General features: G+C 63.5%; 13 protein-coding genes and 1 tRNA gene. 7 read left to right on the forward strand and 7 right to left on the reverse strand.

Annotation, left to right across the window (positions count from 1 at the left end):
• Window positions 1-3: 3 nt before the first annotated feature.
• The 4 genes from erpA to DFR34_RS02645 all read right to left on the reverse strand — a co-directional run bounded on the left by erpA (window position 4) and on the right by DFR34_RS02645 (window position 4,374).
• The gene (gene erpA / locus DFR34_RS02630) at window positions 4-354 is read right to left on the reverse strand and encodes an iron-sulfur cluster insertion protein ErpA (RefSeq protein ID WP_110389608.1); all 351 of its coding nucleotides are present in this window, start codon (window positions 352-354) and stop codon (window positions 4-6) included.
• A 489-nt stretch (window positions 355-843) separates the two neighbouring features.
• On the reverse strand, window positions 844-1,236 hold the full coding sequence (gene rpsI / locus DFR34_RS02635; RefSeq protein ID WP_110389609.1) for a 30S ribosomal protein S9: 393 nt from the start codon (window positions 1,234-1,236) through the stop codon (window positions 844-846).
• Between the two features lie 17 nt (window positions 1,237-1,253).
• Window positions 1,254-1,682, reverse strand: a complete 429-nt coding sequence (gene rplM / locus DFR34_RS02640) for a 50S ribosomal protein L13 (protein WP_110389610.1) — start codon at window positions 1,680-1,682, stop codon at window positions 1,254-1,256.
• Between the two features lie 484 nt (window positions 1,683-2,166).
• Complete coding sequence (locus DFR34_RS02645) at window positions 2,167-4,374, reverse strand: RelA/SpoT family protein (RefSeq protein ID WP_110389611.1); 2,208 nt, start codon at window positions 4,372-4,374, stop codon at window positions 2,167-2,169.
• Between the two features lie 179 nt (window positions 4,375-4,553).
• On the opposite strand from DFR34_RS02645, the gene DFR34_RS02650 reads away from it, so the two are divergent.
• Window positions 4,554-5,318, forward strand: a complete 765-nt coding sequence (locus tag DFR34_RS02650; RefSeq protein ID WP_110389612.1) for a sulfite exporter TauE/SafE family protein — start codon at window positions 4,554-4,556, stop codon at window positions 5,316-5,318.
• A 6-nt stretch (window positions 5,319-5,324) separates the two neighbouring features.
• On the opposite strand, the gene DFR34_RS02655 is transcribed toward DFR34_RS02650, so the two are convergent.
• Window positions 5,325-6,233 carry a LysR family transcriptional regulator gene (locus DFR34_RS02655; protein ID WP_110389613.1) on the reverse strand — a complete coding sequence of 303 codons (909 nt, stop codon included), beginning with the start codon at window positions 6,231-6,233 and terminating at the stop codon, window positions 5,325-5,327.
• A 104-nt stretch (window positions 6,234-6,337) separates the two neighbouring features.
• On the opposite strand from DFR34_RS02655, the gene DFR34_RS02660 reads away from it, so the two are divergent.
• The 5 genes from DFR34_RS02660 to asd all read left to right on the forward strand — a co-directional run bounded on the left by DFR34_RS02660 (window position 6,338) and on the right by asd (window position 10,070).
• Window positions 6,338-7,108, forward strand: a complete 771-nt coding sequence (locus tag DFR34_RS02660) for a sulfite exporter TauE/SafE family protein (protein ID WP_110389707.1) — start codon at window positions 6,338-6,340, stop codon at window positions 7,106-7,108.
• A gap of 71 nt (window positions 7,109-7,179) precedes the next feature.
• Window positions 7,180-7,683, forward strand: a complete 504-nt coding sequence (locus tag DFR34_RS02665) for a hypothetical protein (protein ID WP_146215036.1) — start codon at window positions 7,180-7,182, stop codon at window positions 7,681-7,683.
• A gap of 3 nt (window positions 7,684-7,686) precedes the next feature.
• Complete coding sequence (locus DFR34_RS02670; protein ID WP_110389615.1) at window positions 7,687-8,832, forward strand: GNAT family N-acetyltransferase; 1,146 nt, start codon at window positions 7,687-7,689, stop codon at window positions 8,830-8,832.
• A gap of 154 nt (window positions 8,833-8,986) precedes the next feature.
• Window positions 8,987-9,077, forward strand: a tRNA-Ser gene (locus DFR34_RS02675).
• Between the two features lie 147 nt (window positions 9,078-9,224).
• Window positions 9,225-10,070: an archaetidylserine decarboxylase gene (gene asd / locus DFR34_RS02680; RefSeq protein WP_110389616.1), complete on the forward strand. Its 846-nt coding sequence runs from the start codon at window positions 9,225-9,227 to the stop codon at window positions 10,068-10,070.
• Between the two features lie 222 nt (window positions 10,071-10,292).
• Here asd and serS read toward each other — a convergent pair whose 3' ends face one another.
• The gene (gene serS, locus DFR34_RS02685; RefSeq protein ID WP_110389617.1) at window positions 10,293-11,567 is read right to left on the reverse strand and encodes a serine--tRNA ligase; all 1,275 of its coding nucleotides are present in this window, start codon (window positions 11,565-11,567) and stop codon (window positions 10,293-10,295) included.
• Window positions 11,568-11,689: 122 nt separating this feature from the next.
• Window positions 11,690-12,304, reverse strand: coding sequence for a TetR/AcrR family transcriptional regulator (locus DFR34_RS02690; protein WP_158281720.1), 615 nt, complete (start codon window positions 12,302-12,304; stop codon window positions 11,690-11,692).
• A 67-nt stretch (window positions 12,305-12,371) separates the two neighbouring features.
• Between DFR34_RS02690 and DFR34_RS02695 the strand changes: the two genes are divergently transcribed.
• Entirely contained in the window at window positions 12,372-12,833 is a 462-nt protein-coding gene (locus tag DFR34_RS02695) for an acyl-CoA thioesterase (protein ID WP_110389708.1), read from the forward strand.
• Window positions 12,834-12,897: the final 64 nt, after the last annotated feature.

Raw genomic sequence — 12,897 nt, forward strand, 5'->3', positions numbered from 1 at the left:
TTGTTACACCGAGAACGACGAACCGCAGCCGCAGGTGGAGCTGGCGTTCGGATTCTTGATGACAAACTGCGAGCCTTGCAGGCTTTCTTGATAGTCGATTTCTGCGCCCACCAAGTATTGGTAGCTCATCGGATCAACCAGCAGTTGCACGCCTTCTTTTTCTACCAGGGTGTCGTCGTCGTTGGCGATTTCGTCAAAGGTGAAGCCGTATTGAAAACCGGAGCAGCCGCCGCCGGTGACAAACACGCGCAGTTTCAGCTCGGGGTTGCCTTCTTCGGCGATCAGGTCTTTGACTTTGTTGCAGGCGCTATCGGTGAAAACGAACGGCATCGGGGTTTCGGTTGCGGCAGTCATGGGGAGTGTTCTCCAGCAAGAATGGGGGATGGTTTGATTATCCACTGCTGTGGCGGAAAATCAACAGGGTTGCCAGCAGGGGCATCGGGTGTTTTGTGCGTGTTTCTGGCGCCGTGTGGCTGTGCCCAGACGGTGGTGCTTAGCCGGGGTGATTCCCGTGTGGCGCGCTGAGCATCGCAGAAAGTCAGGGGGTCGTCCGGCCCGGCTAAGCGACGCCGCAGGCGGCGCGTCATTCCGGGCCGGCCCTGACTTTCGAGAAGCGCAAGGCGGTCAGCCCGCAGGGCTGACCGCGACACCCGGGTCGCCTTTCTTTCCCCTATTTCTTTGGCGAGACAAAGAAATAGGGTCGGGCGCGGGGTGAAACCCCGCCCAAAATGTAGCGCTGCGCGCAGCGCAGCCACTTTGCCAAATAAGGCCAATCACCCCACGCGCAAGAGCGCAGGCATGAAAAAAGCCGCTCGCGGCGGCTTTTTTCGGCAGTCCAGCGGATTAACGCTTGGAGAACTGCTTGCGACGGCGGGCCTTGTGCAGACCGACCTTCTTACGTTCAACTTCACGTGCGTCGCGGGTCACCAGACCTGCGGCGGACAGGGTCGGCTTCAGCTCGGCAGAGAAGTCGATCAGGGCGCGGGTGATGCCGTGGCGCACTGCGCCGGCTTGGCCGGTTTCGCCGCCGCCGGTCACGTTCACCATGATGTCGAAGCTTTCCAGGTGCTCAGTCAGCGCCAGCGGTTGACGCACGACCATGCGGCCGGTTTCGCGGGCGAAGTATTGGTCCAGCGGCTTGCCGTTAACGGTGATCTGGCCGTTGCCCTTGGCCAGGAAGACGCGAGCGACTGCGCTCTTGCGACGACCGGTGCCGTAGTAGTATTTACCGTTCATATTTCATCCAGCCCTTATCAGATTTCCAGCGCTTTCGGCTGCTGCGCGGTGTGCGGGTGCTCGTTGCCGGCGTACACTTTCAGCTTGGCCAGCATAGCGTAGCCCAGCGGGCCTTTCGGCAGCATGCCCTTGACGGCTTTTTCCAGCACGCGTTCCGGGAATTGCTGTTGCATTTCGGTAAAGGTGCGCTCGTAGATGCCGCCCGGGTAGCCAGAGTGACGGTAGTACTTCTTGTCTTGGGCCTTGGTGCCGGTCACGCGGATTTTTTCAGCGTTAACCACCACGATGTAATCGCCAGTATCAACGTGCGGGGTGAACTCCGGCTTGTGCTTGCCGCGCAGACGACGGGCGATTTCGGCGGCCAGGCGGCCGAGCACCTTGTCGGTGGCGTCCACCACGAACCATTCGCGCTTTACCTCGTGCGGCTTGGCAGAAAAGGTTTTCATGGAAACTCTTCCAGTCAAAATTCTTGAAAGTTGTAGATTCTATTACAGCACGAAGACCACTGTCAAACCGCACAGGAAAGTCAGCAAGGGCCTGATTTTTCTGGCTGCACGTGTAGTGTGACGGGGCGGTTTTTGGCTGGCAAAACCGTGATGGGCCAAGGCAGGAGAAAAACCTTGCACATAGGGTACTTATCTTGCACTGCAAAATCACTGTGTGCTGGTGCCCGCTACCGGCCAGACCCGCAAAAAAAAAGCGCAACGGCCGGTTGGGCGGTTGCGCTGAATTCCACCTATAGAAGGAGGATGGAGGAGACAACACCAAAACGCACACATTGCATGCAACGTCCTGATGTAGGTTTGATTATCGAACCGGCGCGGCGGTTTGGCAAGTATTTTTTGTGCAGTGCAGTATAAATTGTTGCTGCGCACAAACCGGCAGCCTGCGCCCCCCGGAAAATACTGAATCCGCGTGCCCAGGCGGCGGCTACACCCGTCGCGCTTCCAGCACGCCCTTGACCTCCATCAGATGAAACAGCACGCGCTGGATGTCGGCCACCGTGCGCACTTCCACGGTCAGCCGCATGCGGGCGTGGGCGTCGCGGCTCAGGGTGTGCACGGCGGTGACATTCACCTTGTCGCGCGACAGTACTTCGGAGAATTCGCGCAGCAGGCCGGGGCGGTCGCGCGCCACTACGTCCACGTCGATGGCGAACAGGCTGTTGTCCTGGCGTCCCCAGTCGGCGGCGATCAGCCGCTCGGGCGCGTCGGCGGACAAGCGCTTGAGCGTGCGGCAATTCACCCGGTGAATGGAAATCCCCCGGCCACGGGTGACAAAGCCCACCACCGGGTCGGGCGGCGCCGGTTTGCAGCACTTGGCCAGCACGGTCATCAGGTTGTCCACGCCTTCGATCAGGATGCCGCCGGCGTCGTGGCCGGCGCGGCTGCGGCGCACCAGGCTTTCCGGGTCGGGCTCGGCGGCGGGTTCGGGCGCGGCAAAGCTGGTCAGCGCCTGATGCAGGGCTTTTAGCGACAATTCGCCATGGCCCAGCGCGGCGTACACCTCGTCCATGCCGCGCTGGTTCAGCCGCTCGGCCAGCGCTTCCAGATTGGGTTGCAGGCCGGGCAGGCGCGCCAGTTCTTTGTCGAACAGCACGCGGCCGGCGTCGATGGCGATATGGGCGTTTTGCTGGCGAATCCACTGGCGAATCTTGCTGATGGCGCGGTGGCTGACCACCCAGCCGTCGTGCAGCCAGTTGATCGACGGCCCGCCTTCCTTGACGGTGAGGATTTCCACCCGCTGGCCATTCTGCAAGGGGGTGGACAATGGCACGATCTGTCCTTCCACCTTGGCGCCGCGGCAGCGGTGGCCGATATTGGTGTGCACCGCGTAGGCAAAATCAATCGGCGTGGCGCCGGTGGGCAGGCTGAGCACCTTGCCCACTGGCGTCATCACGTAAATGGTGTCGGCAAACAGCTCGGTCTGGAAGGCGTCGGCCAGGCCGGCGCGGTCGGAGACATCCTCGCGCCAGTCCAGCAGCTGGCGCAGCCAGGCGATTTTTTCTTCGTAGGCGGCGTCGCCCTTGCCGCCTTCTTTGTAGCGCCAATGCGCCGCCACGCCAAATTCGGCGTGCTCGTGCATCTCGAAGGTGCGGATTTGCACCTCGACCACTTTGTCTTCCGGGCCAATCACCGCGGTGTGCAGGCTTTTGTAGTCGTTGGCCTTGGGCTGGTTGATGTAGTCGTCAAATTCGCCGGGCACCGGCTGCCACAGGCTGTGAATCAGCCCCAGCGCGGTATAGCAGTCCTTGATCGAATCCACCAGGATGCGCACGGCGCGGATGTCGTACAGCTCGGAAAAATCCAGGTTTTTTTTGCGCATCTTTTTCCAGATGCTGTAGATGTGCTTGGGCCGGCCGGCCACGTCGGCGTGCAGGCCGGCGCCGGCCAGCTCGTTGCGCAGCGTGGCCAGCACCTGTTCGATATAGCTGAGCCGATCCAGCCGGCGTTCGTCCAGCAGCTTGGCGATTTTTTTGTAGGTGTCCGGCTCCAGATGGCGAAACGCCAGGTCTTCCAGCTCCCACTTGATTTGCCACACGCCCAGGCGGTTGGCCAGCGGGGCAAAAATATCCAGCGTTTCGCGCGCTACCCGCCGCCGCACGGCGTCGTCCGGTACTTTGGACAGGTGATACATGGTTTGCGTGCGCCAGGCCAGCTTGATCAGCACCACGCGGATATCGGCCACCATGGCCAGCAGCATCTGGCGCAGGGCCTCGGCCTGATGTCGGCGGGCTTCAGGCGTGGCGGCGTCGTGCTGGCTGCCCAGTTCTTGAATCTGCCGCACGCGCAGGCAGCCCTGCACCAGGCTGGCCACCACCGGGTTGAATTCGCGCGCCAGCCAGGCTTCGCTGTCGGCGCGCAGGTCTGGCGTGGCGAACAGCAGCGCCGCCGCCACCGCGTCGGCCAGCAGGTTCAGGTCGGCCACAATCGCCGCCGCCGCCACCGCGTGGCTGAACATGTCTTCGCCGGTGTGGCTGAGCGTGCGGCCTTGGTATTGCTCGCGCGCCAGCCGGAACGCCTTGTCGAGCATGGCGAATTCGGCATCGGTGTATTGCGGGGCCAGTGAGGCCAGCCAGTGCTGCGGGTCGGCGGCGTCGGCCAGCGAGTCGGCCAGGGGACGGGTAACGGCAACCATGATTCATCATATGCGATGGGGAATCCGGTATTAGATGGGATGCCTTGCCCACAAGGCAAGAGGCAATGCGTCAGCAGGGCCATGGCGCACGAATCCTGAACTTTTCTTCAAATCGCAATTGCCACGACAAATGGATGGATTACACTGCCAAGGTGCATAGGCAAAACGAATGAGTGGGTATGAGCAGTTGGATAGTGGTGTGGCCAGGGATGCTGGCCCTGGGCGCGTTGGTGGGGTTTCTGGGGGGCTTATTGGGCATCGGCGGCGGGATTCTGGCCATTCCGGTGCTGGCCTTGTTGTTTGGCATGGATCAGGCCACGGCGCAAGGTACGGCACTGGTGATGATTGCGCCCAATGTGGTGCTGGCGTTCTGGCGTTATTCCCAGCATCACCCGATTGCGCTGCGGCGGACGCTGACGCTGGGCGCGGTGTCTATTTTGGTGTCTTATCCTGCCGCGCGGCTGGCGGTGTCGCTGGATCATCACACCCTGCGCTGGATTTTCATCGGCTTTTTGCTGTGGCTGGTGGGCTATCTGGGCTGGCAGCTGTACGCCCGTCGCACCAAGGGTGCGCCGGCGCCGCGCATACTGTCCGAGCGCTGGCTGCCCTTGGTGTCGGTGGTGGCGGGTGCGTTTTCGGGTTTGTTTACCGTCGGTGGCGGCACAATTTCCTCACCGATGCTGGTGGGCCTGTTTGGCTACCGCCAGGCGGCAGCGCAGGGCCTGGGGCTGTGCATGATTGTGCCCAGCTCACTGGTGGCCATGGGCACCTACACCCACGCCGGCGTGGTGGATTGGCAACTGGGTATTCCGCTGGCGATTGGCGGGCTGTCCACCATCTCGCGCGGCGTGGCGCTGGCCCAGCGCCTGCCGGATCGTAAATTGCGTGGGATTTTTCTGGTGTTCTTGATGATCACCGTGGTGTTGATGCTGCCGAAGGGCTAGGGGACGCTACCACGCCAACCCGTCCCGGTGCGCGGCAAAGTGCGCCTGCAAAAACGCCACAAACCGGCTGAGCTTGGCCGGCGCTTGCGCACGCTGCGAGTAGACGGCATACACGTCGGCCGGGGCAAAGCGCCAGTCCGGCAGCACTTCAAGCAACTCGCCCGCGCGCAAATGCGGGGCGATTTCCCAGGTGGAGCGCAGCAAAATGCCGTGGCCGGCCAGCCCCCAGGCCAGCGCGGTGCTGCCGTCGTTGGTGGACAGCCCGCCAGTGACTTTGACCGTCACCTGCTGGCCGGCGCGGCTGAGCTGCCAGTTGCCATACGCCTGATTGTTTTCCCGAATGACAATGCATTGATGCCGGCTGAGCGCCTCGGGCCGCTCGGGCGCCGGGTTGCGCGCCAGATAGCTGGGCGCGGCGCACAGCAGCCGGCGATTGCCGGCCAGCAGGCAGGCGTGGTCGCGGCTGTCGGGCAGGCCGCCCACGCGAATGCCCAGGTCAAAGCCGCTGTCCACCAGGTTCAGCGGCCGGTCGGTCAGCGTCAGTTGCACGCTGACGCGCGGATGCTGGCGCGAAAACGCCGCCACCGCCGGGGCGATGTGGCGGCGGCCAAAGCCAAACGAGGCATTCACCCGCAACAGCCCGCTGACGGTTTGGTGGCGGGCGCTGACGTCGGCTTCCAGCGCTTCCAGCTCGGCCAGCAGCACCTGGCCGCGCTGGGCGTACAGCTCGCCTTCCTGGGTTAAATGCATGCGTCGGGTGGTGCGCTGCAATAGTCGCATGCCCAGTCGCGCCTCCAGCGCCGCCAGCCGTCGGCTGATCACCGGCGGGGTAACGCCTTGCTCGCGCGCCAGCGCAGTCAGGCTGCCGGCACGCAGCAGTGCGGCAAAAAACGCCAGGTCTGACCATCCGTCCATTGTTGACCTCCAGCACAATAATAGCTTGTCAATAGCGTGGATTATAGCGTTGGGAGAATGGATTACACTGTCGGCTGCTGAGTTTGCTGAACAAGGATTTTGTCATGATGGCGCATTGGGGCATGCTGGGGACGGCGCTGGCCATGGCGGGCCTGGGCGCGGCGCTGGGCGGCATTGGCGGCCTGCTGGGCATTGGCGGCGGCCTGTTGGCCATCCCGGTGCTGGCGCTGTTGTTTGGCATGGAGCAGGCCATGGCGCAGGGTACCGCGCTGGTGATGATTGTGCCGAATGTGCTGCTGGCGTTTTATCGCTATCGCCAACATCACGCCATTTCGCTGCGGCTGGCGCTGGGCCTGGGCGCGCTGGCCATGCTGACTTCGTATCCGGCAGCGCGGCTGGCGGTGACGCTGGATCACCTCACCCTGCAATGGGTGTTCATTGCCTTCCTGCTGGGTTTGTGCGGTTATCTGAGCTGGCTGGTGGCGCGCCCGCCGCAGCCTGAGCACGCCCCACGGCTGTTGTCGCCGCGCTGCTTGCCGCTGGTGGGCGTGGTCAGCGGGGTGTTTTCGGGGTTGTTTACCGTGGGCGGCGGCCTGGTGGCCACGCCGATGCTGGTGCGCGGCTTTGGCCAGCGGCAGGCGGCGGCGCAGGGCCTGGCGCTGGCCCTGGTGGTGCCGGGGTCTTTGATTGCCTTGACCACCTATGCCCGTGCCGATCAGGTGAACTGGTCGCTGGGCGCGCCGCTGGCATTGGGCGGCTTGTCCACCATTTCCTGGGGCGTGGCCTGCGCCCGGCGGCTGCCCGAGCGCGTGTTGCGCGCGGTGTTTGTCGGCTTTTTGCTGGTGACGGCCGGATTGATGTGGCCGCTTTCTTGAAGTGGGGTAGCTGGCGCAAATGGCGACACTGCCGTACTGTGCGGGCTGGCACACTTCAGGGAGCGGCTTTCATGGTGTTTCGTACCGGCATACTGCTCATGCTGGCGCTATGGCTGTCGGCCTGCGCCAGTGTCGAGAGCTTTCGCAAGATGACGCCAGCGCAACGCGCCCGCGAGGTGTGCACCGGCATCGATGCTTACACTCAGTTGGATAGTGACGAGCGCGAGCACGCGCGCAAGGCGGCCGAGATACGCCAGGTGCTGGATCGCGGTTATCGCCTGCATGAATCCTGCCGCACGGTCGAGGCCAGCAAGGCGCCAGAGATTGTCTGCCCGTCCAGCGCCAGCCGCAGCGGCGACACGCGGTGCAGCAAAGAGCAAAACGGCAAATACAAGCGCATCTGCCGGGATATTCCGGTGCCGATCGACGGCGCGCTGGAAAAAGAAAAACTGGCCGAGCACGACGCCCAGGCACGCGCCCGCGCCACCGAAAAAAACCAGCTGTATCAGCGCTGTTACACCCAGGTACTGCCGATGTCTGCTGAACAAGCCTATGACTACTACAAGCAGCATTGAGCGATGACCGTCACCGTCTCTGCCGTGGGCTGCCTGCATGATATTGCCGCCGCCGACTGGGATGCGCTGGCTGGCGATTCGCCGTGGCTGTCGCATGCTTTATTGTCCGCGCTGGAAGACAGCGGCGCGGTGGGCGCGCACAGTGGCTGGCGGCCGGCGCATCTGGCGCTATGGCGCGACGGCCAATTGCTGGCCGCCGCGCCACGCTACCTGAAAACCCATTCGCGCGGCGAATATGTGTTCGACTGGGCCTGGGCGCGCGCCTACGCCCAGCATGGTCTGCGCTACTACCCCAAGCAACTGTGCGCGGCGCCGTTTTCGCCGATTCCTGGCCCGCGCTTGCTGGCTGGCGATGCGGCCAGCCGCGCGACCTTGGCGCAGGCGCTGGCGGCCGAGCAGGATGGCGTCAGCGGCTGCCATGTGCTGTTTGCCCAACAGGCCGACCGCGCGGCATTGTTGGACGCCGGTTTTGCCTTGCGGCTGGGCGTGCAGTTTCATTGGTTTAACCAGGGCTGGCCGGACTTTGCCGCTTTTTTGGCGGCGCTGCGCCAGGACAAGCGCAAAAAAATCCGCCAGGAGCGCAATAAGGTGGCGCGCGCTGGCGTGACTGTGCGCACCTTGGTTGGCCGGGAGATTGGCGAGGCGGATTGGGCGTTTTTTGAGCGCTGCTACCGCCACACCTACCACGCCCACGGCGGCGAGCCCTATCTGCCGCTGAGCTTTTTTTTGCAGCTGGGCGAGCGTCTGCCGCAATGCTGTGTGCTGTTCATCGCCGAGCGCCACGGCGCGCCGATTGCCGCCAGCCTGTGCCTGCGCGACGCCGAGCGTCTGTACGGCCGCTACTGGGGCGCGCTGGAAGAAGTAGACTGCCTGCACTTTGAACTGTGTTACTACGTCGGCATCGAATACGCGCTGGCCGAGCGGCTGGCGGTGTTTGAGGGCGGCGCCCAGGGCGAACACAAGCTGGCGCGCGGCTTCACCCCGGTGGAAACCTGCTCGCTGCACCGCTTGCAGTCGCCGATGTTTCAGCAGGCAGTCAGCCGCTGGCTGGCGGAAGAAGCCCAGGCCGTGCGCGGCTGGATTGACGAGCAAAGCGCTGCCGGGCCGTTTAAGAGCCGCTCACAAAACCCGCCTGGCCTTGTGGTGTGACCTTGCCGTACTGCTTGTACTGTCTGCGGTCACACGCCTAGCCAGGATCGCTGCGCTGGGTTTTGTGAGCGACTCTTTAAGCGGTGCCCTCGCAGAATAGCGCAGGGGCTTGCGTACAGAAAAAACCCTGGCTATAATGCGCAGCTCTTGTCCCGGAGAGGTGGATGAGTGGTTTAAGTCGCACGCCTGGAAAGCGTGTATAGGTTAATAGCCTATCGGGGGTTCGAATCCCCCCCTCTCCGCCAGAATTTGGCGAAAAAGCCCGTTGAGCAATCAACGGGCTTTTTGTTTTTCGCGCCCTCAGCATCGCGGCCTTTTGCCGCGCATCAAACCGCATTTCCCGGCAATCTGGCTATAATAAGCGCCCTTTTTCTCATTCTCAGGCCGCCGCCGTGTCCGACCGTCTTGCCGTATTGCCCCAATACCTGTTGCCCAAGCAGGCGCTGACTGCGCTGGCCGGCAAAGTGGCCCAAGCCCAGGCCGGCGGCCTGACCACGCAGCTGATCCGCTGGTTTGTGCAGCGCTATCAGGTGGACATGCACGAGGCGGCCAACCCGGACATCGCCAGCTACCCCAGCTTTAATGCGTTTTTTACCCGCCCGCTTAAAGCCGGCGCGCGGCCGCTGGCGCAAACGGCCTTGGTCTGTCCGGTGGATGGCGCCATCAGCCAGTGTGGGCCGATTGCCGGCGAGCAGATTTTTCAGGCCAAGGGCCATCACTACAGCGCCACCGCGCTGGTGGGCGGCGATGCGGCGCTGGCGGCGCAGTTTCAGGATGGCGCGTTTGCCACGCTCTACCTCAGCCCGCGCGATTATCACCGCATCCACATGCCGTGCGCTGGCCGGCTGACGCGGATGATCTACGTGCCCGGCGCGCTGTTTTCGGTGAACCCGACCACCGCGCGCGGCGTGCCCGGCCTGTTTGCCCGCAATGAGCGGGTGGTGTGCGTGTTTGAATCAGACGACGGTCCGTTTGTGCTGACCCTGGTCGGCGCCACCATTGTCGGCAGCATGGCCACCACCTGGCATGGCGTGATCAACCCGCCGCGTCCGGGCCTTGTGCGCGAATGGCGCTACGACGGCGCCGATGCGCCGCAGCTGGCCAAGGGCGAGGAAATGGGCCGCTTTCTGCTGGGCTCCACCGTGGTGATGCTGTTCCCCAAGGGCATGCTGGATTTCAACCCGGATTGGGTTCCGGCACGGCCGGTGCGGATGGGGGAGGCGATGAGCGCGCGCTGAGCGTAGCGCCGCTGACAAAACCCTCCTGGCGTTGTGGTGTGACCTTGCCGTACGTGTTGCACTGTCTGCACACGCTTAGCCAGGACCGCTTTGCTGGATTTTGTGAGCGACGCTTATCAAATCAGGCGAATCAAAAAATCTGCCCCCGCGCCAGAACACTGGCCGGGGGCAAATTTTTGATGCACGGCGTGACCGAGCATCGCCCGCCATGCGCCGTTCCGATTACGGGCGCAGGGTGTCCAGCCCGCCCATATACGGACGCAGCGCTTCCGGCACGGTCACGCTGCCATCGGCGTTCTGGTAGTTTTCCAGCACCGCCACCAGAGTGCGGCCCACGGCCAGGCCAGAGCCGTTCAGCGTGTGCACCAGCTCGTTTTTGCCTTGTTCGTTCTTGAAGCGTGCCTGCATGCGGCGGGCCTGGAAGTCGCCCATATTCGAGCAGCTGGAGATTTCCCGGTAGGTGTTCTGCGCCGGCAGCCAGACTTCCAGGTCGTAGGTTTTGCACGCGCCAAAGCCCATGTCGCCAGTGCACAGCACGATGGTGCGGTAGGGCAGGCCGAGTTTTTGCAGGATGGCTTCGGCGTGGCCGGTCAGCGCTTCCAGGGCGGCAAACGACTCTTCCGGGCGCACGATCTGCACCATTTCCACCTTGTCGAATTGGTGCTGGCGGATCATGCCACGGGTGTCGCGGCCATACGAGCCGGCTTCCGAGCGGAAGCACGGGGTGTGCGCGCAGTAGCGCATCGGCAGTTGCTCGGCCTTCACCAGCTCGTCGCGCATGAAGTTGGTCACCGGCACTTCGGCGGTGGGCACCAGATAGAAGGTGTCGTCGCCACGCGGGATGCGGAACAGGTCTTCTTCAAACTTGGGCAGCTGGCCGGTGCCGCGCATCGAGTCGGCGTTGACCATATACGGCACGTACACTTCGGTGTAGCCGTGTTCGCTGACGTGGGTGTCCAGCATGAACTGCGCCAGCGCGCGGTGCAGGCGGGCCATCTGGCCCTTGAGCACGGCAAAGCGGCTGCCCGACAGCTTGGCGGCGGTGTCAAAGTCCAGGCCCAGCGCGGCACCCAGGTCCACATGGTCCTTCACCGGGAAGTCAAACGCGCGCGGCTCGCCCACCCGGCGGACTTCCACATTGTCGCTTTCGTCGCGGCCGGCCGGGACGGAGTCGTGCGGCAGGTTGGGGATGGTCATCAGCAGGGCCGACAGGCGGTCTTGCAGCTGCGCCAGCGCGGTTTCGTTGGCTTTCAGCTCGTCGCCCAGGCCGGCCACTTCGGCCAGAATCGCCGAGGCGTCTTCGCCCTTGCGCTTGGCTTCGCCTACTTGTTTGGACAGGCTGTTGCGGCGGGCTTGCAGGTCTTGCGTGCGAGTTTGCAGGGTTTTGCGCTCGTGCTCCAGCTGGGCAAACGCCTCGGCGTCCAGGGTGAAGCCACGGGCGGCCAGGCGGGCGGCCACGGCGTCCAGCTCGTTGCGAAGCAGTTGAATGTCAAGCATGAAAAAATCCTGATATCGAGATGTTGGCGTGTGCGTTGCGCGCGCGTGGCGCGTCTTGCCGACCATTATACCGCTTGTATGCGCCGGGCGCGGTGGGCTCAGGCCGGGCCAGGTGGCAGGTGTCACCTTGGCATGGTGCTCAGGCGGGGCGGTTGCGCCAGCAAGATGGCGCAGGCGCGGCGGGCCAGCGCGGCGCTGTCGGCGCGGCCCAATAGGCGTGCGTCGTGGTGCACGCCCTGCACCAGGCCAAACAGCAATAGCGCCAGCACTTCGGCGTCGGTGTCGGCCGGCAGCTGCCCGGCTTCGCAGGCGCTTTGCACCAGACGCAATAGCGTGTCGCGCTGCCAGCCCTGGCCGGCCACCAGTGCATCGCGCACCGCGCCGGGCTGGTCGTCAAATTCATACACAGCCGCCATCAGCGGGCAGCCGCCGGGCAGGTCGTGGCCGTCGTCCAGCCGGCCCAGCCAGGCGGCCATCAAGGCCTGCAAGCGTGGCAAGCCGCGCTCCAGGGTCAGAATGGGCTGAAACACCTCGCGTACAAAGTGCTGCTGAGCGTTTTCCACCACCGCCAATTGCAGCGCTTCTTTGCTGCCAAAGTGGGCAAACATGCCGCTTTTGGATAAACCACAGGCCTCGGCCACGCTGCCAATGGTCAGCCCGGCCACCCCCACCTGGCTGGCCAGCGCCAACGCCTGGCGCAGGATGTGTTCACGGGTTTGCATTTTTTTGGCTGTCATACTGGTCATCCGTTCGATTTTACGGTAAAAAAAGAACGACCGTTCGTGCTTTTTTATTGGAGGAATCATGTCCCCGGCTATTTTCACCCAAACCGTCGAGGTGCGCTGGTCTGATCTGGACGCCAACCAGCACATGCGCCACAGCGCCTATGCTGACTTATGCACCCACGCCCGGCTGGGCTGGCTGGCGCAATCCGGCTTTGCCGGTGGCGAATTCGCCCGCCTGGGCCTGGGGCCGGTGCTGTTTCAGGAAAGCACCGAGTATTTTCGTGAAGTGCATCTGGGCGAAGTGCTGACCATCGACATTCGCCTGGAGGCTGCCAGCCCGGACTATGGCCGCTGGAAGCTGCGCCAGGATATGCACAAGGCCGACGGCCGTCTGGCCGCCACCCATCGCGTGGCGGGCGCCTGGCTGGATTTGGCCACCCGCAAACTCATTGCGCCGCCTGCCGTGTTGGCTGAGATTTTTGCCGCGCTGACACAGGTGGATTTCACCCCGCTGCCGCAACCGCAATACCGCAGCGCCTGAATCGGACGCCTGAGCAAGCCGGCCTATCGCCTTGCTGCATTTACACTAAAAACACTGGAGACAA

The sequence above is a fragment of the Rivihabitans pingtungensis genome (assembly GCF_003201855.1).
GTDB lineage: Bacteria > Pseudomonadota > Gammaproteobacteria > Burkholderiales > Aquaspirillaceae > Rivihabitans > Rivihabitans pingtungensis.